We start from the raw sequence: 25,342 nt of genomic DNA, 5'->3' as shown, positions 1-25,342 counted from the left end.
GGTCGGTTACATAAGGAGCTGCACGCGGCCGCGCGACGAACGCGTGCAAAAACGCGACATTTTTAGTTGATCCCACGCCCGTCAAGCCCTAAAGTTCGCGCCGAACGTCCATGCTGGAAACGATCCATCCGGCTCAAGTACTGACGACGAGACAGCAAGGCCAAGGGCAGCGTAGCCCATGGCCTTTTTGCTTTCGGCGACATGCCTTGGGAAGTAGGCGAACCAAAGTGGGGATACGGAGGACGTTCAGTTGCACCCATTGATTACTACAGTTTGCCCTTAGGAGTTCCCAGCATGTCGATCAACGTCGAAGACTACTTCGCACGCGCCACTTTTGACAAAATGAAGGCGTTCGCCGACAAACAGGAAACCCCGTTCGTGGTGATCGACACCGCGATGATCAGCCAGGCCTACGATGACCTGCGCGCCGGTTTCGAATTCGCCAAGGTGTATTACGCGGTCAAGGCCAACCCGGCCGTCGAGATCATCGACCTGTTGAAAGACAAGGGTTCGAGCTTCGACATCGCGTCGATCTACGAGCTGGACAAGGTCATGGACCGCGGCGTCAGCGCCGACCGTATCAGCTACGGCAACACCATCAAGAAATCCAAGGACATCCGCTACTTCTACGAGAAAGGCGTGCGCCTGTTCTCCACCGACTCCGAAGCCGACCTGCGCAACATCGCCAAGGCCGCGCCGGGCTCGAAAGTCTATGTGCGCATCCTCACCGAAGGTTCGACCACGGCTGACTGGCCTTTGTCGCGCAAGTTCGGCTGCCAGACCGACATGGCCATGGACCTGCTGATCCTTGCCCGTGACCTGGGTCTGGTGCCTTACGGCATCTCGTTCCACGTCGGTTCCCAGCAGCGCGACATCAGCGTGTGGGACGCGGCGATCGCCAAGGTCAAAGTGATCTTCGAACGCCTGAAGGAAGAAGACGGCATTCACCTGAAGCTGATCAACATGGGCGGTGGCTTCCCGGCCAACTACATCACCCGCACCAACAGCCTGGAAACCTACGCGGAAGAAATCATCCGTTTCCTCAAGGAAGACTTCGGTGACGACTTGCCGGAAATCATCCTGGAACCCGGCCGCTCGTTGATTGCCAACGCCGGCATCCTGGTCAGCGAAGTGGTGCTGGTGGCGCGTAAGTCGCGCACCGCCGTCGAGCGCTGGGTGTACACGGATGTGGGCAAATTCTCCGGCCTGATCGAAACCATGGACGAAGCCATCAAGTTCCCGATCTGGACCGAGAAGAAAGGCGAGATGGAAGAAGTGGTCATCGCCGGCCCGACCTGCGACAGCGCCGACATCATGTACGAAAACTATAAGTACGGCCTGCCGCTGAACCTGGCGATCGGTGACCGTTTGTACTGGCTGTCGACCGGTGCCTACACCACCAGCTACAGCGCGGTGGAGTTCAACGGGTTTCCGCCGTTGAAGTCGTTTTATGTTTAAGAGCAGCGCTGAGTTTTAAGCTACAAGCTGCAAGAAAAAGCCCATGACCTGTCATGGGCTTTTTTTATGGCTCAGGAAAAGGCTGCGGCTCGTTGTTGGTAAGCCTGGGCCATGGCGCGAATTCGCGGATCATCCGCCAGTGCCAACGCCTTGTGTGCCGTTCGCAGGAATGTGAGATTCCCGCCTGCCAGCGCCTTGTGCAACCACTCCAGCGCCGCGTCGATCTGGCCGCTGTCGGCCAGCACCGCCGCATGGCTGAATTGCCCGCGGAAATCCCCAGCGTGGGCTGAACGGCGATACCACTCGACAGCCGCCTCGAGGTCTTTGGCGCAATGCTGTCCGTCTTCCAGGTAACGCCCAAGCAGGTTCATCGACTTGGCGTGACCCTGCTCGGCGGCCTGGCGATACAGCGCCAGTGCCTGAACCTGGTTCTCAGCGACTCCGCGACCGGTTGCCAGAAGATTGGCATAGTTGTACTGCCCCCAATCCAACCCGGCCGCTGCTGCCAGCCGGTATTCCCGCGCAGCCGCCGCTTCATCGGCCGCGCAGCCCCAACCGTGCTCCAGGCAACGCCCGGCCATATTGCGCGCCATCAAGTGCCCGCCCTGCGCGGCAATACGGAACCAGCGCAGCGCCAGCGCTTCATCGCGGGCGATGCCACGTCCTTCCAGCAGGATCTGCCCGAGCAGGGCCTGGGCATCCACCACGCCTTCCCTGGCCGCGATCAGGATCGCCTGGGCAGCGCGCACCGGCGAATCATCGAGCATCGATTGCAGTTGCTCGACGTTGAGCACTTCCTGGCGACGCAACAGGAATCCCATCTCAGACCTCGACCCAGCGACGCAACAGGTTGTGGTAGGTGCCGGTGAGCTGGATCAGCGCCGGATGGTCCGGCACGTCGCGGCTCAGTTGCTGGATGGCGCCGTCCATTTCAAACAGCAGGGTGCGCTGGCTGTCTTCACGCACCAGGCTTTGGGTCCAGAAGAACGAGGCGTAGCGCGTACCACGGGTTACGGCATTGACCTTGTGCAGGCTGGAGCCGGGATACAGCACCATGTCGCCGGCGGGCAGCTTGACGCGCTGCAGGCCGAAGGTGTCCTGGATCTCCAGTTCGCCGCCGTCGTATTCGTCGGGGTCGCTGAAGAACAGCGTGGATGACAGGTCGGTGCGCACGCGCTCGTGGCTGCCTTTGGGTTGGCGCACGGCGTTGTCGATATGAAAGTCGAAACTGCCACCCGCGGTGTAGCAGTTGAGCAACGGCGGAAACACCTTGTGCGGTAACGCCGCTGACATAAACAGCGGGTTGCTCCACAGGCGCTCGAGCATCGCCGCGCCGATTTCCTTGGCCAACGGATGGCCCTCGGGCAATTGCAGGTTGTGCTTGGCTTTGGCCGATTGATGCCCGGCGGTGACTTTGCCGTCGGCCCATTCGGCCTCTTCCAGGGCTTGGCGAATGCGCTGCACCTCCTCGCGAGAGAACAGGCCGGGAATGTGCAGCAACATGGGGCAATACCTGTGATCAGAGAGGCGCCAATGGTATTGATTCTTATCCTCCCTGTAAAACGCCGGGACGAAGCAGCGCGTAAAAACCGTAAGCCGAAAGTGTAAAGAATGTAAATTCAATGCGAATAGCAATGTATCGCAATTGATAGAAAGTCTTGTTAGCCCTATATTCCGCGACCTCACATCCTTGGGGAAAGGACACGTCATGTCGCGCACTAAACCAACAACAACCGCCAGTTCACCACGCATGCTGGCTTCGGCCATCGGCGTTGCCCTCAGCGCCAGCTCTGCCGCCCATTTGGCGCAGGCGGCTGAAAATACCGAACCACAAGGCGAGCGCACCCCTATTTCCCTCGGCGCCACCAACATTACCGGTCAGGAGCAGGACACCCCCTCCTACCAGGTGGAAAAAGCCTCTTCGCAGAAATACACCGCACCGCTGGTGGACACACCGCGCTCGGTCACCGTTGTCCCGCAACAAGTGCTCAAGGACACCGCCGCCACCTCGCTGCAAGATGCCTTGCGCACCGTACCGGGCATTACCTTCGGCGCCGGTGAAGGCGGCAACCCTCAGGGCGACCGTCCGTTCATCCGCGGTTTCGACGCCCAGGGCGACACCTACCTGGACGGCGTGCGTGATACGGGCGGCCAGAGCCGGGAGATCTTCGACATCGAGTCCATCGAAGTGAGCAAGGGCCCGAACTCATCGTTCGGCGGGCGTGGCTCAGCCGGTGGCAGCCTCAACCTGGTGAGCAAAACCCCGCAAGCGCGGGACTTCACCAACGGTGGCTTCACTTACGGTTCCGACCAGACGCGCCGCTATGTGCTGGACGTGAACCGCCAGTTCCTCGACGACAGCGCCGCGTTCCGCCTGAACCTGATGAGCCACGAACAGAACGTGGCCGGCCGCGACGCGGTGAACTATGACCGTTGGGGTGTGGCACCGTCGCTGACTTTCGGCCTGGGCACACCGACCCGCGTCAACCTCAGCTACTACCACATGGAAAGCGACGACCTGCCGGATTCGGGGGTTCCCTATGGCTATGGCAGCAAAGCCCCAAATGCCGTGCACGTTCACGACAAACCTACCGATGGCGGCGACGGCAGTAACTTCTACGGCTTAAAAAGCCGTGACTTCCGCAAGACCCGCGCCGACATCAGCACGTTCTCCATCGAGCACGACCTGAGCGACAACATGACGCTGAAAAACACACTGCGCCATGGCAGCACCGGTCAGGACTATGTATTGACGCAACCTGATGACAGCCAGCACAACGTCAACCAGTTTGGCACCGTATGGCGTCGCGCCAACAGTCGTGTGTCCACCACCACAACTACCACTAACCAGACCGATCTGTTTGGTAACTTCCAACTGGCGGGTATGAAGCACTCCTACTCCACCGGCCTGGAATTCACCGGTGAAGAAACCCGTGTCAGTGGCTACACCGTCAGCCCTAACAGCAACCCGGTGTGCAATGTGGGCAAAGGCGGCGTGGGCGGTAATTGCACCTCGCTGAGCAACCCAAATCCGGACGATGCCTGGAACGGCAGCATCGCGCGCAACTACAACGGCACCAACACCAAGGCCACCAGCCGTGCTGCCTACGCATTCGACACCATCGAACTCGATCCTAAATGGCTGCTCAACGTTGGCCTGCGCTACGACACCTTCGACACGCAAGCCAACACCAATGCCACGACGGGCCGTACCAAGCTCAAGGATGACAGTCAGTTTTTCAACTGGCAGGCCGGGCTTGTCTGGAAGCCCTTGGAAAACGGTAGCGTCTACACGTCCTACGCCACATCGGCCTCGCCAGTTGGCGGCTTGGTCGGTGAAGGTCAGGAAACCAATGGTTTCGTCACCGGCATCAACACCAGCGATCTGAAACCCGAAGAGACCGTCAACTATGAGCTGGGCACCAAGTGGGATCTGTTTCACAACCGCCTGTCCTTAACGGCTGCCGTATTCCGCACCGAGAAGAAAAACACACGGATCCTGGTGAATTCCAACACCTTCGAAAACGGCGGCGAATCCCGAGTCGATGGCCTGGAGTTGTCGGCCAGCGGCAAAATCACTGATCAGTGGCAAGTATTTGCTGGCTACAGCTATCTGAAAAGCGAGCTGGTAGACCCGGGCAAAATCGGCAACCGTCAAAACGTCGTCGCTGCCGGCTCTAACAAAGGCAACCAAATGCCCAACACACCGAAGAACTCCTTCAGCCTGTGGACCACCTATGACATCACGCCCAAGTTGACCGTCGGCGGCGGCGCCTTCTACGTCGACGAGGTGTACGGCGATGCGGGCAACACCGTATACGTGCCGTCCTACACCCGCTACGACGCCATGGCCAGCTACAAGCTGACAAAGAACGTTGACCTGCAGTTGAACGTGCAGAACCTGACCGACAAAACCTACTACGACAAGGCCTACTCGGCGCACTTCGCCAACCAGGCGGCCGGTCGCACGGCGCTGTTGACCACCAGCTTCCACTTCTAAAAGCAGTCAATGTTCGCCCAAGGCCCCACGCATCGGATGCGTGGGGCTTTTGTGTGTAAAACAGAATTTTTCTTGATAACCCACGGCATAATGCGCGCCGTGACACCTATATCCAGCTAAGCGAGGCGCTCCGACGTGTTGAAGAAAACCCTGTTCCAGTTGCATTGGTTCTTCGGCATCACGGCCGGGCTGGTGCTGGCCTTGATGGGGGTCACCGGGGCCGCGTACTCGTTCCAGGATGAAATCCTGCGGGCGCTCAACCCCACGGTCTTGAACGTGCAAAAACGTGAGGCGGGTGTACTGCCGCCCGCCGAGCTGGTACGTAAGCTGGAAGCTACCGAAGGCAAGACCGTCGCGATGCTGTGGGTGGAAAGCGAAAGCGGCAACGCCGGCCGTGTGTCCTTCACCCCACTACCGGGCGAGCGCCGTGGCCAGATGCGCTACTTCGACCCGTATACCGGCGATTACATGGGCGACGCCGTCGGCCAGGATGTCTTCGGCTTTATCCTGCAATTGCACCGCTTCCTCGCCATCGGCGACACCGGCCGCAACATCACCGGCGCCTGCACCCTGATCCTGCTGTTCTTCTGCCTTTCCGGCCTGTACCTGCGCTGGCCGCGCCAGGTCACCAACTGGCGCGTGTGGTTGACCCTGGACTGGCGCAAGAAGGGCCGCAGCTTCAATTGGGACCTGCACTCGGTGTTCGGCACCTGGTGCCTGCTGTTCTACCTGCTGGCCGCGCTGACCGGGCTGTATTGGTCCTACGACTGGTTCAACCGTGGCGTGACCCAACTGCTCTCCGATGCACCGCAGAACGAGCGCATGCGCAAGCGCGGCCCGCCGCCCGCAGGCCCGGCACCCGTGGCCAACTACGAAGCGATGTGGAGCAGCATCTACAGCAACGCAGGCCCGGGTTTGAGCGCCTACAACATCCGCATGCCGGCCATCGCCGGGCAACCGGCCACGGTGTTTTACCTGCTGGAAGACTCGCCCCATGACCGTGCGCTGAACCAGATCAACCTGGACCCGGCCACCGGCGAGGTCAAATCCCATGACCGCTACGCCAGCAAAAGCTACAAGGCGCAGTTGCTGACCAGCGTCTATGCCCTGCACACCGGCAGCTATTGGGGCCTGGCAGGACGGATCGTGCTCACCGTGAGCGCGTTGTGCATGCCACTGTTCTTCATTACCGGCTGGTTGCTCTACCTTGATCGACGCCGCAAGAAACGCCAGGTCAGGGACGCGCGCAAGGGTCTTGAGGCCCACGCAAGCGATGCCCCGGCCTGGCTGATCGGCTTTGCCAGCCAGAGCGGTTTCGCCGAACAATTGGCCTGGCAGACGGCCGGTCAGTTGCAGGCGGCAGGATTGCCAGTGAAGGTTCAGCCCTTGGGCAGTCTTAGCCAGCGCGACCTGAGCCAGTCAGAAAATGCGCTGTTCGTGGTCAGCACGTTCGGCGACGGTGAAGCGCCGGACAGCGCCCGTGGCTTTGAACGCAGCGTGCTGGGTCAGGATGTGTCGCTCAAGGGTTTGAACTACTCGGTGCTGGCCCTGGGTGACCGGCAGTACGAGCACTTCTGCGGCTTTGCCCGGCGCCTGCATTTCTGGCTGACCCACCAGGGCGGCAACCCGCTGTTTGCGCCGGTGGAGGTCGACAGCGGCGACACCGACGCCTTGCTGACCTGGCAACAACAGCTCGGCCAGCTCACCGGTCACGCGCCGGCTGCCGCCTGGCAAGCGGCCCGGTTTGAAACCTGGACCCTGAGCCAACGCAGCCTGCTCAACCCTGGCAGCGTCGGTTCCGCCGTGTACCTGCTGGGCCTCACGCCGCCCGCACCGGTCAGTTGGCTGGCCGGTGACCTGGTGGAAATCCTGCCGCGCAATGGCCCGCAGGCCGTCGAACACTTCCTGGAAGGGCTTGGCCTCTTGGGCAGCGACGGCGTGTTGATCGAAGGCCTGTCGCAAACGCTCAACCAGGCCCTGGCCACGCGCCAATTGCCGGACAACCGCACACACTTGGTCGGCCTGCACGCCCAGGCCCTGGTCGATGCGCTGATACCGCTGAGCCTGCGGGAATATTCCATCGCCTCGATTGCCAGCGACGGCGTGCTGGAGCTGATCGTGCGTCAGGAGCGGCACGCAGACGGCAGCCTCGGCCTGGGTTCCGGCTGGCTGACCGAACACGCCGCCATCGGCGCGGGCATCAGCCTGCGCCTGCGCCGCAACAGCGGCTTCCACCTGCCCGATGCGCCGGTGCCGCTGATCCTGCTGGGCAACGGCACTGGCCTGGCCGGCCTGCGCAGCTTGCTCAAGGCGCGCATTGCCGACGGTCAGCAGCGTAACTGGCTGCTGTTCGGCGAACGCCATATCGCCCACGACTACCTGTGCCAGGAACAACTGCAAGGCTGGCTGGCCAGCGGTGACCTGGCCCTGCTGGACCTGGCGTTCTCGCGGGATCAGGCAGAGAAAATCTACGTGCAGGATCGCCTGCGTGAGTCAGCGGATGTGTTGCGCAAATGGCTGGCCGAAGGTGCAGCAATTTATGTGTGCGGCAGTTTGCAGGGAATGGCGACGGGTGTGGACCAGGCGCTGATGGATATCCTCGGCAGTGAAGCGGTGGAGCGCCTGATAGAACAAGGCCGCTATCGCCGGGATGTGTACTGATCCCTCACAGGCACTGAAGATCAAATGTGGGAGGGGGCTTGCTCCCGATGGCGGTGGACCAGCTAAAAATAGGCTGGCTGATCCACCGCTATCGGGAGCAAGCCCCCTCCCACAGTTTTTACAGTGTTCCAAGTCAGGTGGGCTGCAGCTTTTGTTCGAACACCGAGACGCCGTCCAAGTCGCGAAGAATCACCGTCAACTCCGCCGTCTGCCCATCAATCTGCACCTCGCCAAAAAACTGAAACCCGGCAAACGGCGAAGTGTTTTGCGCAGGCGGCGCCTTCTCGAACACCACCTGCGGCCCAAAGGTCTTGTCCAGCGGGTTGGGCCCGAAGCTGCCGGCATTCAAGGGCCCCGCGACAAACTCCCAGAACGGTTCGAAATCCTGGAACGCCGCCCGATCCGGGTGGTAGTGATGCGCGGCGCAATAGTGCACGTCAGCGGTCAGCCAGACGTGGTTACGCACCTTGTGCGCCCGCAGGAATCCCAGCAGCTCGGCAATTTCCAGCTCACGCCCCTGGGGCGCGCCGGGGTCACCGTTGGCGATGGCTTCCCAGCGTGGCACGCCAGGGCTGACCTCACCGTCCGGCACGCCCAACCCGATCGGCATGTCGGCCGCGACCACCTTCCACTGCGCCTGGGAGGCCTTGAGTTCGCGCTTGAGCCAGTCCAGTTGCTCGCGTCCGAGGAAGGGTTTCTCAGCGCCCAGGTTATCGTCGTTAGGCCCGCGATAGCTGCGCATGTCCAGCACGAACACATCCAGCAGCGGCCCATAGCTGAGCTTGCGATAAATCCGCCCGCCAGCGTCGGCGCTTTGCCGGCGCATCGGTGAATATTCCAGCCAGGCCTGGCGTGCACGACCGACCAGGGTGTTGATGTCGCGGGTCTGGTAACGCTCGTCCAACTGTTTGCTCGATGACCAGTTGTTGATCACCTCGTGGTCGTCCCACTGCCAGATCTGCGGCACCTCGGCATTGAAGCGCCGCACGTTTTCGTCCAGCAGGTTGTAACGGTAGTTGCCGCGATATTCATCGAGGGTTTCGGCGACCTTGCTCTTGGCTTCGGTGGTGATATTGCGCCAGATGCGCCCCGCCCTCGGTGGTCAGTTGCGCCGGCACCGGGCCGTCGGCGTAGATGGTGTCGCCACTGTGGATAAAGAAGTCCGGCAGGCGCAGGCGCATGGCCTCATAGATGCGCATGCCGCCGATGTCCGGGTTGATGCCGAAGCCCTGGCCGACGGTGTCGCCACTCCACACAAAGCGAATGTCGCGGCGCTGTTGCGGCACGCTGCGCAGGTGGCCGAACCACGGCTCGCTGGCGATGCCGGTCTGGGCGTCTTCGAAATGCACGCGGTAGAAAATCGCCTGGTCGGCGGGCAGCCCGGTGAGTTCGACGCGGGCCGTGAAATCACTGCGGTTATCGGCCAGGGGCGAGACGAAACGACGCGGGTTGCTGAACACACTGCGGGTGTCCCACTCCACCACCATCCGCGCCGGGCGGTCGCTGCGGCTCCAGATCATCGCCCGGTCGCCCAGCAGGTCGCCGGACTGCACACCGTCGGTGAGCTGCGGGCGGTCCTTGACCGAGGCAATCACCGCCGGCGCCAGGCCCGGCAGCAGCAGGCCGGCGCCGACAGCTTGCATTACACGGCGACGGCCGAGGTCGAAGTGGCTCATGCGGGTGCCCTCTTGAGTATCAAAAGGGCCACTTAAGCATGCGGCGATGAAACAGTTATGACACCGATATCACAGCCAATAGAAATCCAAATGTGGGAGGGGGCTTGCCCCGGTACAAACCGGGGACATCGTTTACATTTCTAACCGGGGACATGGTTTACAGGTTAATACGCATGATCAGGAGGTAACTGATCATGCCCTGGAACCAAGAGTCTCCGATGAATCAACGAATCAGACTGGTCGCCGACTGGCTTTCTGGCAACTACACCAAAAGCCAATTGGCGCGTCGCTTTGACGTTAGTCGGCCTACCGTCGACAAATGGATTGCCCGGCACAACGGCGATTTAAAATCCTTATCCGAACTGTCCCGGCGACCTCACAACAGCCCCAATAAAACCGACGACGAGATCTTGGCCCCGCGTTATGGCGATGAAGCAGGCTCACGATAAATGGGGGCCAAAGAAGCTCCTCGAGCTATTACGGCTTGAAGATCCCTCAGTCGCCTGGCCTTCTCCGAGTACAGCAGGCCAATGGCTTGATCGGCTCGGGCTCGTCAACAAGCGACGCTTCAAGCGTCGGCACACTATTTCCCACGCAGAAATGCGAGAGGCCAACGAACCTAACGAGACGTGGTGCGCCGACTACAAAGGGCAATTCAAGATGCTTAACGCGCAGATGTGCTTCCCTCTGACCGTTACAGACCACGCGTCTCGGCTGATTCTGGCATGCAGGGCCCACCCCAAGATCAAGACCCAGCCGGTAAAACAAGCATTTGAGAGGCTTTTTCTGGAGTACGGCATGCCAGAAGTTATCCGTTCGGACAACGGGGTTCCGTTCGCCTCTCCTGGCCTGGCACGAATGTCCACCCTGGCAGTTTGGTGGATTCGCCTCGGCATCTATCCGGAGCGCACCATGCCCGGAAGACCCGCGCAGAATGGTCGCCATGAGCGAATGCACCGCAGCTTGAAGCTTGAGCTGCCCTTAGGGAAAAACTTGGTCGAGCAGCAGCTTTTGCTGGAGCACTTCAGGCATGAGTTCAATTACGTACGCCCTCATGAAGCACTCGGTATGAAACGTCCGGGAGATTTGTATGTACCGTCTACCCGACCTTACCCAGGATGCTTGCCCGATGTGGAGTATCCCGCGGAAATGAAGGTTCGCAGCGTCAGACAGGATGGATCGATCAAATGGAACGGCAAGTTGGTATTTATTAGCGAGGCGCTATCTGGGGAACGGATAGGGCTCAAAGAAGCTGACGAGGATGTTTGGGATTTGTACTTGTGTGATTATCCCTTGGGGAGGCTTGGACGAGGTATGACGCGCGTCCAGGCCTCAAAAGTGTAAACGATGTCCCCGGTTTCAGATGTAAACGATGTCTACGGTTCTACACCCCGATGGCAGTGTGTCAGGCACCAGATGTACTGGTTGACACACCGCTATCGGGAGCAAGCCCCCTCCCACATTTTCAAACCTCATCAGGCCGTGGCGGCAGTGACCTTCAGTTCCGCCGCTTCCGGACGCTTGATCAGCGCATACACCAACCCGGTCAGCACACTGCCGGCCACAATCGCCAGCAGGTACAGCAGCGCATGGTTCATCGCGTTCGGAATCACCAGCACAAACAAACCTCCGTGGGGCGCAGCCAGTTTGCAACCGAAGTACATCGACAGCGCCCCCGTCAGCGCACCGCCGGCAATGCTGGCCGGGATCACCCGCAATGGGTCCTTGGCCGCAAACGGAATGGCACCTTCGGAAATGAAGCACAGCCCGAGAATCATCGCGGCCTTGCCGGCTTCGCGTTCAGTCTGGGCGAACTTGCGCCGGGCCAGGAAGGTGGCAATGCCCATGCCAATCGGCGGCACCATGCCGGCCGCCATGGTCGCGGCCATCGGCGCACCGCTCGACGCTGCCAGCAGCCCGACGGAAAACGCATACGCGGCCTTGTTGATCGGACCGCCCAGGTCGACACACATCATGCCGCCCAACAGGATGCCCAACAGCACCGCGTTGGTGGTGCCCATGGTGCTGAGAAAATCCGTCAGCCCCGTGAGCAGCTGCGCCACCGGAGGGCCCACCAGGTAGATCATCGCAAGGCCGGTGAACAGACTCGCCAGCAACGGAATGATCAGGATCGGCTTGAGGGCCTCCAGGCTTTGCGGCAATCGCACCGCGCGTGAGATCAACTTGACGCTGTAGCCGGCCAGGAAACCGGCGAAGATCCCGCCAATGAAACCGGCCCCCAGTGTGCCCGCGAGCAAACCGCCGATCATGCCCGGCGCCAGGCCAGGACGGTCGGCAATCGAATACGCGATATAGCCCGCCAGCAGCGGCACCATCAGCATGAAGGCCTGGTCGCCGACGGTTTTGAGCGCCGCCGCCAGGGTGCCTTTTTCCTCGAAAGCATGGATGCCGAACACGAAGGACAAGGCAATCAACAAGCCGCCCGCCACCACCATCGGCAGCATGAACGACACCCCGGTGAGCAGGTGTTTATACACCCCGGTTTTTTCCGATTTGGCCACCGCACCGCTGGCCGCGTTTTCCACCGCGCCCTCGGCCAGCGCCTTGTTCAGCGTGGCTTCGGATTGCTTGAGGGCGATGCCGGTGCCACAGCGGTAAATCTTCTTGCCGGCGAAGCGTTCGGTGGCCACTTCAATGTCCGCCGCCAGCAACACCACGTCGGCGTTGGCGATGGCCTCCGGGCTCAACGGCGTGCGCGCACCGACCGAGCCCTGGGTCTCGACCTGCAAGTCATAGCCCAGGCGCTTGGCGGTCTGCTGCAAGGCCTCGGCGGCCATGAACGTGTGGGCCACGCCGGTAGGGCAGGCGGTAATTGCAACAATGCGCGCCGCCTGTTGGGTAGGTGCCTGGCTCGCCACCTGCACCTGCGCCTCTTCGGCACCCCGGCGCATCACCGCATCGACATCCGCCAACGCCTGGGCCGGCGTGCTCTGGAACACACGTTTGCCAACAAAGCGCTGCATATCCACCGGCGTGCTGCTGACCAGCAGCACCCACTCGGCGTCATCGATGGTCGCCTGGGACAGCTGGCTGTCCGGGCGTTGCACATCCACCACTTCAACACTGGTGCTCCAGCCCTGGCGCTGTGCGGCGGCGTCCAGCAAGCGAGCGCACAGCACACTGGTGACCATGCCGTTCGGGCAGGCGGTAACAATGGCTAACTTCATCACAAACCCTCTTATTGTTCTGTCAGCGCGCGCACATCAACGCCGCTTTCGAGTCGCGCCAACTGCGCGTCATCGCTGATGCCAAAACCGATTTGCGTCACCGCCATCGCGGCAATCGCCGTGGCGCGGCGCAGGGTCTGTTCGGGCGTGTCGCCACTGAGCAAGCCGTGCAGCATGCCAGCGAGTAACGAGTCGCCGGCGCCTACGGTGCTGGCAACCGTCACCGTCGGCGGCGTGGCATGCAAGGCCGTACCCGAGCGGTACCAGGTCACGCCGGCGGCACCGTCGGAGACCACCACATGTTCCACCCCCTGTTGATGCAACTGGCGGATGGCATCCGGGGCGTTGTCCAGCGCTTCGGCGAGTTCCTGCGTATTGGGTTTGACCATCCAGGGCCCGGCCTTCAAACCGGCGCGCAGTGCTTCGCCACTGGTGTCGAGGGCCACTTTCAAACCGAGGCTTTTCAACAGTTCGAGCAGGTGCTGAAACCACTGCGGGCTGACGCCGCGCGGCAAGCTGCCGGCGACCACCACCGCGTCGAATTCGCCACCAATGGCGCTGATCAATTTGAGCAGCTCATTTTGCGCGTGCTCGCTCACCAGCGGCCCCGGTGCATTGATGTCGGTCACCCGGCCATCCTGCTCGGCAATCTTGATGTTGCTGCGGGTTTCGCCCGGCACGTGGATGAACGCGTTGCCAAACTGGCGGCTGGCGATCAGCGCCTCGAACGCCTGGGGGTTATCCGCGCCGAGAAAGCCGCCGACGCTCACCTGGTGGCCAAGGTCCGCCAACACCTGCGCCACGTTCACGCCCTTGCCGGCGGCATGGGTGAGCAGGGTTTCGCTGCGGTTGACATCGCCTGGTTCCAGGCGCGCCAAGCGTACCGTGAGGTCCAACGCCGGGTTCAGCGTCAGGGTCAAAATCCTTGCCATTTACACGGCCTCCACTAAAGCACGCACCTCGGCGGGGGAACCCACCGCCAGTGCTTTTTGCGCCAGGCCCTGGGCCTGGCTCAGACTGAATTCACGCACCCGCGCCTTCACTTCGGGGATGCTGCGCGCCGACACGCTCAACTCATCCACCCCCAAGCCGACCAGCACCGGCACGGCCAGCGGGTCGGCCGCCAACTCGCCGCACACGCCGACCCATTTGCCATGGGCATGGGCGGCGCTCACGGTGATGTCGATCAGCTGCAGCACGGCCGGATGCAGGCCATCGGCCTGGGCCGACAATGTCGGGTGACCACGGTCGATGGCCAAGGTGTACTGGGTCAGGTCGTTAGTGCCGACGCTGAAAAAGTCGACCTCCCTGGCGAGTACCGGCGCCAGCAGCGCGGCCGACGGCACTTCGATCATGATCCCCAGTTGCAGGTCGGCCACCGGAATTTCCAGGCGCAGACGTTCGGTCATGTCGCGGGCGGCGCGCCATTCATCCACGCTGCCGACCATCGGGAACATGATGCGCAACGGGCGGTTATCGGCGGAACGCAACAGTGCGCGCAATTGCGCTTCCATGATGTGCGGGCGTTGCAAGGTCAGGCGAATGCCGCGTACCCCGAGGAAGGGGTTTTCTTCTTCGGCAATCGGCCAATACGGCAGCGGTTTATCGCCGCCCACATCAAGGGTGCGCACCACCAGCGGCCGCCCGTCGAGGCCGTCGAGTACGCGACGGTATTCGGCTTCCTGGGTGGCTTCGTCGGGCGCTTGCGGGTGGGCCATGAAAATCAGTTCAGTGCGCAACAGCCCGATGCCCTCGGCGCCCTGCTCCACCGCAGCGGCAACGCCTGCGCTTTCGCCGATGTTGGCGAACACTTCCACGGCATGGCCGTCGCGGGTCAGCGCCGGTTCGTGGCGTTGCGCAGACGCGGCTTGCAGACGTTGTTCGCGGGTGTCGCGCTCGACCGTGGCGCGTTGCAGGGTGGCGGCGTCGGGGTCGACATGCAGGCGACCGCGCTGGCCGTCGAGCAACAGCGGCGTGCCGGCGCCAAGCAGCAACACCGCCGCCCCGGCACCGACCAACGCCGGAATGCCGAGGGCACGCGCGACGATGGCGCTGTGGGCCGTGGCGCCGCCACGGGCCGTGAGGATGCCGGCGACGCGAGCCGGGTCCAGGCGTGCGACGTCCGAAGGGCCGACTTCGTCCATCACTAGAATGTAGGGTTCAGTGGGTTCCTGAGTGGTTTGAACGCCACACAGTTGCGCCAATACGCGGCGGCCAATATCGCGCAGGTCGGCCGCGCGTTCGGCGAGCAAGGCATCCTGCAACGACTCCTGCTGCCTGGCGGCGGCTTCGATCACGCTCATCCAGGCGGCTTCAGCGCTTTCGCCCTGCTTGAGGCGGGTGTCGACTTCGTCGGTGAGTTCCGGGTCGTCGAGCATTTCCTGGTGGGTAATGAAAATCTCGCGGATGGCCTTGGAAGTGCTGCGTGCGATCAGGCCTTCGATATCGCGACGTACGTCTCCCAGCGCGCTGTGCAGGCGTTGGCGCTCGACGGCGCAGGACTCGCCGCGCAAGGGGTAGTCGAAGACCTGTTGCACTTGGATATGTGCGGGGCCGATGGCGATCCCTGGCGCTGCGGCAATCGCCTGAATCTGGCTGCCGGGCAGCGGCGCGCTGATAACCGGTTCGATATCGACGCTGACGGCCTGGGCGCTCACCGTCGGCAACGGCTCGACCGCTTCGCCCAGGCCTTCTTCAACCGCAGCCAACAGGGCAGGCAGCGCATCGCCAGCGATGGTCGGCTCGGCGATAAACTCCAGCACCTGGCCGCGCCGTGCGCCGAGGCTCAACAGTTTGCTCAGGCTTTTCACCGATACCGCGCCGACCGGGCCGTCGACAATGCGTACGCGGATATCGCCGTCAAAGCCCTTGGCCAGTTGGGCGAGGATCTTCGCCGGGCGCGCATGCAGGCCGTGGGCATTGGCCAGGGTGACGCGGGCGCTGGGCCAATCGGGCGGCAGTTCGCCACCCAGCACTTCAAGCACTGCGCGACTGCTGGTAGCGCGGCCCAATTCCTGGCCGCGCCCTTCGATCAGCAACGCGCACAGGCGCTCAAGCAATGCCTGATGCGCTTCGCCCAGGCTGGCCAGGCAGAACAGGCCATTGAGTGGCTGGCCCAGATAGCGCATGGGTTTGTCCGGCGTGACGAATGCCAGGCCCGGACGCTTGACCGTCTGCTCGCTGTGCAGCCACCACAGGCCATCACCCAGGGGCAGCGCATCGACTTGCTGCAACACCGCGGCAAACCCGTTGCTCACGCAGTCGGCCTGGCGCAATAGGCGCGCGCCGCGCCACACCAGTTCTTCGAAATCATCGGCCGACACACCCAGGCTGATCATCTGCGCATCCAGGGCCAGCTCCTGCGGCGCGCCTTGCAGCAGTTTGAGCAAGGCCTCGGCGGTACCGGCACGGCGCAGCGCCTGGCCGAGGTCGGTTTCACCCAGGGCGCGGGTGAGCAGTTGCAGCAGGCGCAGGTGTTCATCGGATTTGGCGGCGATGCCGATCGCCAGGTACACCACCTGGCCGTCGCCCCAGTCCACGCCTTCGGGAAATTGCAGCAGGCGCACGCCGGTGGAAAATACCTGGTCGCGGGTTTCCGGGGTGCCGTGTGGAATGGCGATGCCTTGGCCGAGAAAGGTCGAGCCTTGGGCTTCACGGGCTTGCAAGCCACTGAGATAGCCGTCGGCGACCAGGCCATCGGCCACCAGTTTTTCAGCGAGCAGGTGCAAGGCAGCAGATTTATCCACAGCCACCTGGCCCATGGATATCTGCTCAACAGTGAGCTCGAGCATGCCGTTCTCCTAGTTAGTGCGGGGTGCGCACTAGGTATTGTTTTGAATAAATCAGCTTAGCGGTGTTCGAAAACAACTGACTGAGCAGTCAATTGGCAGTAGCCACTCAGCGGCGAACATCGTAAAAATACGCTTGCTGAAACGTTTAATCTAGAATTTATGGCAGATTACGCGGTAATTGCGCAAGCTTGAAGGGCCACTCGGCGCCTGCTGTGGCACATTGGTCGTAGGCTGTAATCGGTTAGGATTGGACAAAATGTCGGGGCACGCTCTAAAAAACAAGGAAAACCCGGTTTGAAACTCAGTGATATCGCACGTCTGGCCGGTGTGTCCGTAACCACCGCCAGCTATGTCATCAATGGCAAGGCCGAACAACAGCGCATCAGTCACGCGACGGTGGAGCGCGTGCGGGCCGTGGTCCAGGCCCATGGTTTTACGCCTAACCCACAAGCCGCCGGCTTGCGCAGCCGGCACACGCGCACCCTGGGCTTTATCCTGCCGGATCTGGAAAACCCCAGTTACGCACGGATTGCCAAATTGCTCGAACAAGGGGCGCGGGCGCGCGGTTATCAGTTGTTGATCGCCAGCTCCGATGATGAAGCCGACAGCGAGCGCCAGCTGCTGCAACTGTTCCGCGCGCGGCGTTGCGATGCGCTGTTTGTCGCCAGCTGCCTGCCGGACAGCGACGACAGCTATCGCGAGCTGCAAGCCAAAGGCTTGCCGGTGATCGCCATCGACCGGGTCATGGAGCCCAGCCAGTTTTGCTCGGTGGTCAGCGATGACCGCCAGGCCTGCCAGCAACTCACCAGCAGCCTGCTGCAACCGCTGCCCAAGCAAATCGCACTGATCGGCGCACGCCCGGAGCTGAGCATCAGCCAGGAACGTGCCGCGGGGTTCCGTGAAGCCCTGGATGGCTTCGCCGGTGAGGTGATCATCGAACAGGGCGAAGCCTTCAGCCGAGACTGCGGCCGACAGCTGATGGAGCAATTACTGCAACGCCTGGGGCATTTGCCTGACGCCCTGGTGACCACGTCCTACGTGCTGCTGCAAGGCGTGTTCGACGCACTGCACGACTTCCCACTCAAGTCGCGTCCCCTGCGTCTGGGCACTTTCGGCGATACCCAGTTGCTGGATTTCCTGCCGCTGCCGGTCAATGCCATGGCCCAGCAGCATCAACTGATCGCCGAGACCGCGCTGCGCCTGGCCCTGGCCGCCATCGAAGAGGAACACTACCAGCCCGGCGTGCACGGGATCAGCCGAACCTTCAAGCAGCGCATTCACGAGGCCTGAGCGTGGAGCTGATCGACACCCACACGCACCTGGACTTTGCGGACTTCGACAGTGATCGTGCGCAGGTCCTCGCCCACAGCCGTGAACTCGGGGTACGGCGCATGGTGGTGCTCGGTGTTTATCAGCGCAATTGGCAACGATTGTGGGATTTGGTGCTAGCGGATGAAGGCTTGTTCGCCGCCTTCGGCCTGCACCCGGTGTATCTCGATGAGCACCGCCCTGCCGACCTGCTGGAGTTGGGCGACTGGCTGACGCGCTTGCATGGCCACCGACAACTGTGTGCCGTGGGTGAAATCGGCCTGGATTACTTTGTGCAGCACCTGGGCCGTGAACGCCAGCAAGCGCTGTTCGAGGCCCAACTGCAACTCGCGGTGGACTTCCAACTGCCGGCCTTGCTTCACGTCCGCCGCAGCCACGCGGCGGTGATCGCCACGCTCAAGCGCATTCGGGTGCCGCGGGGCGGCATTATCCATGCGTTCGCCGGCAGCCAGGAAGAAGCCCGCGAGTACATCAAGCTCGGCTTCAAGCTGGGCCTGGGCGGCGCCGCCACCTGGCCGCAGGCGCTGCGCATGCACAGGGTGCTGGCTCAATTACCGCTGGACGCCGTGGTGCTGGAAACCGACGCGCCGGATATGGCCCCGGCCATGTACCCGGGCCAGCGCAACAGCCCGCAGCACTTGCCGGACATCTGTGCCGCCCTGGCCGAGCGGATGGGCATCAGTGCTTCACGGCTGGCTGAGGCGAGCACACGCAATGCGTGCGAGCTGTTCCAGTGGTAGCCGGCTGACGGCTTGCAGATTCAATGTCATCTTTTGCCGATGACGGGCGTAGCGCAGCACCAGAAAGTGGATCAGCAGCGTCATCAGTGAAATATTGAACTGCCCGATCACACTGAGCAGCCCCAGCCACTCGGCAAACAGCGCCGCCAGCAGGGTCGCGCAGGTCAGCATGATCATGCTCGGCCGCACCAGAGCCCAATGGTCCAGGGCGCGGAATTGACGTAGCTGTTTCTGGCAACACAGCTGCAGGCAGGCGTGGCAATACGTACAGACAAAGGGTTCATCGATGGCAATGGCGTTCAGTTGCCAAGGCTTGAGTTCGAACGTCATGTCGCACTGGGCGCAATGCCCTTTGATGCCGATTACAGCGGCCATCGCCGTGCCTCCTTGAGACCGTGACCAGGTGACAAAATCTTCGCCTATTCACAGCGCTTTGAAAGGCTGTCAGTGAAATCAGGACAAGGGCCACGCCAGACAGAATCAAATCCGAACGACCATTCCTACACGCGAAACGCGCCAATCAATTGCTTCAGTTCCCTCACCTGCTGCGACAACTGATGGCTGGCCGCCTCGGTCTGGCCGGCGCCCTGCGCCGCGTCTTCACCGGCACGATTGATGGCGACGATATTCTGGTCGATCTCCTGGGCGACGGCCGTTTGCTGCTCCACGGCGGCGGCGATCTGCTGGTTCTGATCGACGATCATCCCTACCGCACCGAGGATGTTCTCCAGGGCTTGCTGGACTTTTTCCGACTGCCCTACCGTGCCACTGGCCATGTCATGACTGGCGCCCATGGCCTTTACGGCTGCGCCGACGCCGCTGTGCAAGCGGCCGATCATCTGTTCGATTTCTTCGGTGGAGCGCTGGGTACGCCGAGCCAGGGTGCGCACCTCATCGGCCACCACGGCAAATCCACGCCCCTGCTCACCGGCGCGCGCGGCCTCGATCGCCGCGTTGAGCGCCAGTAAGTTGGTTTGCTCGGCAATGCTCTTGATGACTTCCAATACGCCGCTGATGGACTGGCTGTCGGCAGCCAACTGGTTGATCACTCGCACCGACTCATCGATCTCCGAGGCCAGGCGCGCAATGCTGCCTTGCTGGGACTGCACCAGCCCACGGCCGCTGACCGTTTCATCGTTGACACTGCGGGCACTGCTGACGGCCGCTGCGGCGCTGCGCGCCACTTCCTGGGCAGTGGACGACATCTGGTTCATCGCCGTCGCCACTTGCTCGATCTGGCTGCGCTGGCCGGACACCGCCTGATTGCTCTGCGCCGAAACCACTTGTACTTGCCCGGCTTGCAATTCGACCTGGGAAACGGTGTGCCCGACGCGTTCGATCAGGTCATGAATCTTGGCCACTGTTCCATTGAATACCTGACCCAGATCCCCCAGTTCATCACGGCTTTGGGCAACGAAGCTGACCGTCATATCGCCAGCCGCCACCTTGTCCATCATCGTCCCAAGGCTGCGCAAAGTGCTGCGCGTTGAGGCATAGAAGCCTGCATACAGATAGAAAATCAGCGCAAACACCGCCACCAACGCCGTGACCAGCAGCACCATGTGCAGGCGCTTTTGGGCCAGGCGTTGCTCCAGTTGCTGCTTGAGGAATGTCAGGCTGGCGTCGTCGAGTTGATAGGTTTTGTGTCGTAGAAGCCCTGCCAGGGTGTGTCCAGGGTCTCAGCCACCACCACCTGTTCTTCGAACACCTCTGCGCCCTGCTTGAGGCTGGCCCGGCTGGCCTGCGCCGCGCTGTCGAGTGCCGCCTGCGCGGCGTGGCTGGCGCCGAGCGCATCCTGCAGTTTCAAGGCATATTCGCCCTGGAGTTTTTCCAGCTGTTGTAACAGTTCGTCAAACCGTGTGCTGGAGGAAGAATTGATAAAGCCCTGCCCCAGGGAATACGCGCCCATCGCACGCCCTTCCCCCAACAGCTGGGTGACTTGTGGAGTGACGGCGGTGATCAGGTCGCTGAGCTGGCGCAGGTCGCTCTGCGAATCTCGGCTCAAGCCGGACTGACTGGCGATGATCTGGCTGAGTATCTGGGCCTGATTGAGCAACTTGCCAATCAGCGCGCTTTTGTTGAGCAGTGAGGTTTCCTGTTGCTGGACCTTGAACGCGGCGATCAGTTCGTCGCGTTTGGTATCAAAGGCTGCAACCTGCTCGGGCTGGGTAGTCATCGCGCTGAGCCCCTGCACGCGGTCGAGAACACTCTGCTCCAGAGCGCCGATCCTGGCTTCAAGGTCGCCGGCCTTGCCGGATTGGCCTAGGGTCGCATTGATCTGCACCTGGTTATTCAGCGCTTCCAGCTCGCGCCGCACCACCAGGCTGCTGCCGAGCAGATCCAGGCTTTGCAGTTCGATGCGGGTGCCCTGGAATTCAGCCCAGGCGTCACGCACCAGAAAATAGTTGGTCGCCAGCATCGGCAGCAGGAACAGCACACTGATCAGGCTGAACTTCATGCCGAAACTCAGGCGATTCATCAGCGCGACAGCGGGATAGAGCAAGCTCTTCACGGGCGATCTCCCTTTCTTTTATTTTTATTGAGGCGCAGGGCGGCGGCAGATAGCCACTATTTGGCGCTCTGCCTGTATAGCTCAATTTGAAAGGGAGTTTTGTAACGTAAGGTTAACGGCAGGGGTGTAGCCCCTGCCGAAGTGCTCAGGGCAACACGGTCCAGATTGCAAACCCGGCGTACCACAGCACCGCCGCGCGCAGCAGCAGCTCCCACAAGCGATCAAGACTGACGATGCCCTCCGCGCCCACCACCGGCGGCGGTATTTCCGCGGCAGCCAGGCCGACTTTCTCCACCAACTGTGCAGCGCTGATATCCCAGCTCAGCAATTCGTGGAGCATCACCCGGCTAACCGCGACGAAGTTGCCCACCAGGGCAAAGCTCGCCGCCAGCAGACGCACCGGTAGCCAGTCAAAGGCATGCCGCAATTGCGTGGCGCGCTCGGCCACCAGGGGGTTCTGGCTGTATTCGCTGGCCAGCGCCAGCAGGCGGTAGGCCAGAGCGGCCACTGGACCGAGCAGGAAATACCAGAAAATCACCGCAAAAAAGCTCTGGTATGCCTGCCACAGCAGATGGCCTTGAACGCGCTCCAGCAATTGTTCGCCACTGTCGGCACCCAGCTTCAGGTCACGTTCGGCCACATGCTCGGCGGCTTGCAGGTCACCACGACGCCAGGCATCACGGAACGGTCCCAGCCCTGCAAGCAGATCGCCACGGCCCAGGCTGTAGATCACCACCAACAGATGCACCGGCAGTGCCAGCAAGCCATAGGCCACGGGCTCCAGCACCAGCAGCAACAAGCCCAGCAACGCCACGGGCAGTGCCACGAGTACCAACAGGATCAGCCAGGGCCGCTTGCCCATGCGCGGGCTCGACTCAAGCTTGGCCAGCTCGCGCAGCCACCCGCCGTCACGCTGCAACCGCTGCCGCAAGGCCGAGAACTTCTCGATCCACACCGCCAGTACCAGCACCAGGAAACTCATTGTGTGTGTCCTCCATCCTGCAGCGCGCTGCGAAAGCGCATCCAATCAAAAGCCGGGCCCGGGTCGGTTTTGCGGCCTGGGGCGATGTCGCTGTGACCGCAGATACGTTGGGGGGTGATCGCCGGGTAGGCTGCGAGCAACTGGCGGGTAAGGTCAATCAGCGCCTCGTACTGGGCATCGGTGAATGGCAACTCGTCCGTGCCTTCCAGCTCGACCCCCAGTGAGAAGTCATTGCACACTTCACGTCCGTCGAAGCTGGACACGCCTGCATGCCAGGCCCGGTCCTGGCAGGCCACAAATTGCGTGATCGTGCCGTCGCGCTCAATCAGAAAATGCGCAGACACCCGTAGGCTGGCAATCCCTTCAAAGGTAGGGGTGTTCCGAGATATCCAGGCGATTCTGGAAAAACGCCTGGACTTTGCCGGTGGCGAACTGCGCCGGTGGCAGGCTGATGTTATGTACCACCAACAGCGATATCTCGCCTGCCGGGCGCTCGTTGAAGTTGGGCGAAGGGCAATGACGGATGCCCTCGAACCAACCGCTGACGGGGTCCAACTGCATACAGGCTCCTTGAATAAGACGACGTGTTACCAGTATGCCGCGTTCCGCCCTGCGGTTGCGATCACTTGCCGTGATTGAGTTGACGCAGGTTGCCTACCACGGCAGCCAGCGCACGGTCGAACAGCAAACCCTCGTCCAGGCAGCGCAGGGTGTCCTGCTTGAACGCCATGGCCAATTGGCCGGCGCTTTTCTCCAGAACCTTGAGCCCTGTGCGGCTGACGAAAATATAACGTTGGGTCGGTGCCATGATCGCGGTCAGCTTGCACCGCAGCCGGCTGTCCTCGCCCTGCCGGAACTCCACCCACCCACCGACCCGCAACTGATGAACCTTGCGCACGTCCGGATCATCCTGCGGCAGGTCTTCGAGCGCGTCCGACAAGCTGGCGCTGAGAACGAAGGGCTCGCAAACTTCAATCAGGCCATCGCCACCTTCGCCTTCGCAGGTCTGGACATGCACGGCCTGCAAGCGCAAAAAGAATTCACGGGTGCTGAAAGGATCGAACGCCGCACTCGCCAACCCGTCGCGCAACGACTTGAGCAACACGGGCAATTGCTCCAGCAAGTGCCGGCCCGCCTCGGTGTCTTCGCGCAGGCCGACACTCCAGACCAATTCATCCAGGGTGCGCAGTCCGGTCTGCCATTGCACCGATTGTTCACCATGCTTGAGGTAGGCCAGCAGCAGTACCTGGCTCCAGGTGTGTTGCACAAACTGCACCACGAACGGTGGCAAGGCTTTGCCCAGCAATCGTCGATTGAGCACCTGCGCCACGCGCTGGCGGGCCACATCGGTACGCAGGCGGCCCTCCTCGACATCACGGGTGTGCTGTTCGAGCAACTCACTGCGCTGGCGCTCTTCTTTAACGAATGCGCTGAATTGCCCCAGAAGTTGCGAAAAAATTGCCGGATCTTCACCGAACTCATTCAACAGGCGCTGGATGACCTGTTCGATACGCACGTACAGGCTGTCCTGCTGATAGTCACTCTGCGGGCTGCAACCCATCGCAGCGCTGGCGATTTCATTGAGCAGGCGTCGTGCCGGATGCCCGGGGCAGTTGAACAGGCTCTTGTCCAGCACGGCGACTTTCAATATCGGGATCTGCAAGCGTGCAATCAGGGCTTTGAAGGCGTGGGGCACACTGCCATCATTGAAGATGAACTCAAAAAGCAGGGCGACAAGGTTGATCACGTCCTCGTCCGCCGTCTCCACCACCCGCGACTTGCCGCTCTTGACGCTGACCCGGGTCAGCAACTGTTCAAGTTGATTGCGCAGGTCGAAATCGTCCTCGGCCTCAGGCTCCGGTACATATTGTTGCAAATGCGAAAGCAGGCGTAGCAGGTCTCGGGTGGCGATGGGTTGCGGTTGCGCACTGGCTTCAAGGGTCGGCGCTACGCTGCCGCGCACCGCGACCAGCAATCCCTGCAACGCGGTAAAGGCTTGCTGGCCGCTTTCGTCGCACGCCGGTTCAGCGGCCGGTGGACGGGCCTGGTGCTCCAGCTCACGCGCCGCACGTCCACCCGCGCGACGGGACGGTACGCTTTTGAGTTCGGGCAGAACCCCGGTGGCCACGAGCAGTTGATTGGCTTCGCCAAAGAGCTGGTCGGCATCGCTGAGAACGTATTTCTCAAACAGCTTGAGCATGATCAGCTTGACCCGGATCTCCACCCCCAGGCTACGGCCCGCCTGCAGAAAAAACCGGCACAGCAATGCGGGGCCCAGAGGGTTTTGCTGATCGTTCATGCGCCGGCCCAACACCTCGCTCAACCGCATGTTCAATTGCCCAAGTGCCAGACCGTCACGGTGTTGCACCCCGACCGAGCATCGCTTCGAGCGCCACGGCCTTTTCCCGCTCATCGGCCTGCGTACTGCAAGGTACCTCATAGGACACCACCGGCACCGGATGCAACTCGTCGCTATGGGCCAGGCCCAGATTGGCGAAGGCGGCAAACAGTTGCTCCATGAACACGCGCTCGAAGTTCTTGCGCTTGAGGCGCAGGTCACGCATGGCCTCGAAGAAAATATGCTGGTCAACGGTGCTACGGGCCTTGTCGGCCATTTCGAACAGGGTGTCGTCGGCGTTATCGAACAGTTCCTGCAACCCCTGTTGCAACTGCTGCGCCGCTTTGTCGCGCACCTGCAAAACCACCACTGGTAGGCGTGCAAGCGGCGATGGCGTGGCCTGTGCCTGCTTGATAGGCACCACCTTCCCGTCATTGTGCATCCTGGCCTCCTGAAACGGCGGGTGTTGAGATGGGCATTGACCGCAAGCAGGCCATCTGGGCGCTGCGAATACCCGGTCACCATCACGACGTCAAAGCTATGACGCCAATTGCAAGGCGCGGGATTATCTGGCAAATGAGGGTGGTTGCGCCAGCAAACTCTGCCCCTGCGCGATAAATGAGCGAGGCGTCTGGGTTCAGATCCACACAGCCCCTATAATCGCGGC

Annotated in this window: 14 protein-coding genes and 4 pseudogenes; 6 read left to right on the top strand and 12 right to left on the bottom strand. The window is 61.8% G+C overall.

Annotation, left to right across the window (positions count from 1 at the left end; all coding sequences use genetic code 11):
• Positions 1–294: 294 nt before the first annotated feature.
• Positions 295–1,458 carry a type III PLP-dependent enzyme gene (locus tag QF045_RS06990; RefSeq protein WP_014716890.1) on the top strand — a complete coding sequence of 388 codons (1,164 nt, stop codon included), beginning with the start codon at positions 295–297 and terminating at the stop codon, positions 1,456–1,458.
• 71 nt (positions 1,459–1,529) lie between these two features.
• Here QF045_RS06990 and QF045_RS06985 read toward each other — a convergent pair whose 3' ends face one another.
• Both QF045_RS06985 and QF045_RS06980 read right to left on the bottom strand, forming a co-directional pair.
• Positions 1,530–2,279, bottom strand: a complete 750-nt coding sequence (locus QF045_RS06985) for a tetratricopeptide repeat protein (protein ID WP_306491587.1) — start codon at positions 2,277–2,279, stop codon at positions 1,530–1,532.
• A 1-nt stretch (position 2,280) separates the two neighbouring features.
• On the bottom strand, positions 2,281–2,961 hold the full coding sequence (locus QF045_RS06980; RefSeq protein ID WP_306491586.1) for a Fe2+-dependent dioxygenase: 681 nt from the start codon (positions 2,959–2,961) through the stop codon (positions 2,281–2,283).
• A gap of 205 nt (positions 2,962–3,166) precedes the next feature.
• Here QF045_RS06980 and QF045_RS06975 point away from each other — a divergent pair, with 205 nt between their 5' ends.
• Positions 3,167–5,458 carry a TonB-dependent siderophore receptor gene (locus QF045_RS06975; protein WP_306491585.1) on the top strand — a complete coding sequence of 764 codons (2,292 nt, stop codon included), beginning with the start codon at positions 3,167–3,169 and terminating at the stop codon, positions 5,456–5,458.
• A gap of 135 nt (positions 5,459–5,593) precedes the next feature.
• Complete coding sequence (locus QF045_RS06970) at positions 5,594–8,119, top strand: sulfite reductase flavoprotein subunit alpha (protein WP_306491584.1); 2,526 nt, start codon at positions 5,594–5,596, stop codon at positions 8,117–8,119.
• A gap of 133 nt (positions 8,120–8,252) precedes the next feature.
• Here the strand turns inward: QF045_RS06970 and QF045_RS06965 are convergent.
• Positions 8,253–9,795: pseudogene (locus tag QF045_RS06965) on the bottom strand (alkaline phosphatase).
• A gap of 194 nt (positions 9,796–9,989) precedes the next feature.
• On the opposite strand from QF045_RS06965, the pseudogene QF045_RS06955 reads away from it, so the two are divergent.
• Positions 9,990–11,139: pseudogene (locus QF045_RS06955) on the top strand (integrase core domain-containing protein).
• Positions 11,140–11,270: 131 nt separating this feature from the next.
• On the opposite strand, the gene QF045_RS06950 reads toward QF045_RS06955, so the two are convergent.
• From QF045_RS06950 to ptsP, 3 genes are read right to left on the bottom strand one after another with little or no spacing between them, the layout of a single operon-like run.
• On the bottom strand, positions 11,271–12,983 hold the full coding sequence (locus QF045_RS06950; RefSeq protein ID WP_306491581.1) for a PTS fructose-like transporter subunit IIB: 1,713 nt from the start codon (positions 12,981–12,983) through the stop codon (positions 11,271–11,273).
• A gap of 11 nt (positions 12,984–12,994) precedes the next feature.
• Positions 12,995–13,915 carry a 1-phosphofructokinase gene (gene pfkB / locus QF045_RS06945; protein WP_306491580.1) on the bottom strand — a complete coding sequence of 307 codons (921 nt, stop codon included), beginning with the start codon at positions 13,913–13,915 and terminating at the stop codon, positions 12,995–12,997.
• Entirely contained in the window at positions 13,916–16,774 is a 2,859-nt protein-coding gene (gene ptsP, locus QF045_RS06940; protein WP_306491579.1) for a phosphoenolpyruvate--protein phosphotransferase, read from the bottom strand.
• 294 nt (positions 16,775–17,068) lie between these two features.
• Here ptsP and cra point away from each other — a divergent pair, with 294 nt between their 5' ends.
• A complete protein-coding gene (gene cra / locus QF045_RS06935) occupies positions 17,069–18,064 on the top strand; it encodes a catabolite repressor/activator (RefSeq protein WP_306491578.1) in 996 nt (331 codons plus the stop codon).
• 2 nt (positions 18,065–18,066) lie between these two features.
• Entirely contained in the window at positions 18,067–18,843 is a 777-nt protein-coding gene (locus tag QF045_RS06930; protein WP_306491577.1) for a TatD family hydrolase, read from the top strand.
• On the opposite strand, the gene QF045_RS06925 is transcribed toward QF045_RS06930, so the two are convergent.
• From QF045_RS06925 to QF045_RS06905, 6 genes and pseudogenes are all read right to left on the bottom strand, one after another.
• Positions 18,790–19,218: a hypothetical protein gene (locus QF045_RS06925; protein ID WP_306491576.1), complete on the bottom strand. Its 429-nt coding sequence runs from the start codon at positions 19,216–19,218 to the stop codon at positions 18,790–18,792. The two genes, QF045_RS06930 and QF045_RS06925, sit on opposite strands and share 54 nt — an antisense overlap.
• Before the next feature lie 125 nt (positions 19,219–19,343).
• Positions 19,344–20,048: a methyl-accepting chemotaxis protein gene (locus QF045_RS27710; RefSeq protein ID WP_373424473.1), complete on the bottom strand. Its 705-nt coding sequence runs from the start codon at positions 20,046–20,048 to the stop codon at positions 19,344–19,346.
• A 407-nt stretch (positions 20,049–20,455) separates the two neighbouring features.
• Positions 20,456–21,355 (bottom strand): hypothetical protein, encoded by a 900-nt coding sequence (locus QF045_RS27705; RefSeq protein WP_373424409.1) that lies wholly within the window; start codon positions 21,353–21,355, stop codon positions 20,456–20,458.
• Between the two features lie 145 nt (positions 21,356–21,500).
• Positions 21,501–22,337: a regulatory signaling modulator protein AmpE gene (gene ampE / locus QF045_RS06915; protein WP_306491575.1), complete on the bottom strand. Its 837-nt coding sequence runs from the start codon at positions 22,335–22,337 to the stop codon at positions 21,501–21,503.
• A pseudogene (gene ampD, locus QF045_RS06910) lies at positions 22,334–22,898 on the bottom strand (1,6-anhydro-N-acetylmuramyl-L-alanine amidase AmpD). Before ampD ends, ampE begins: the two are co-directional and overlap by 4 nt.
• 61 nt (positions 22,899–22,959) lie before the next feature.
• Positions 22,960–25,117, bottom strand: a pseudogene (locus QF045_RS06905) (DUF1631 domain-containing protein).
• Positions 25,118–25,342: the final 225 nt, after the last annotated feature.

It is taken from the genome of Pseudomonas sp. W4I3 (assembly GCF_030816195.1).
Classification (GTDB): Bacteria; Pseudomonadota; Gammaproteobacteria; order Pseudomonadales; family Pseudomonadaceae; genus Aquipseudomonas.
This window is presented reverse-complemented; position numbering and strand designations above follow the sequence as displayed.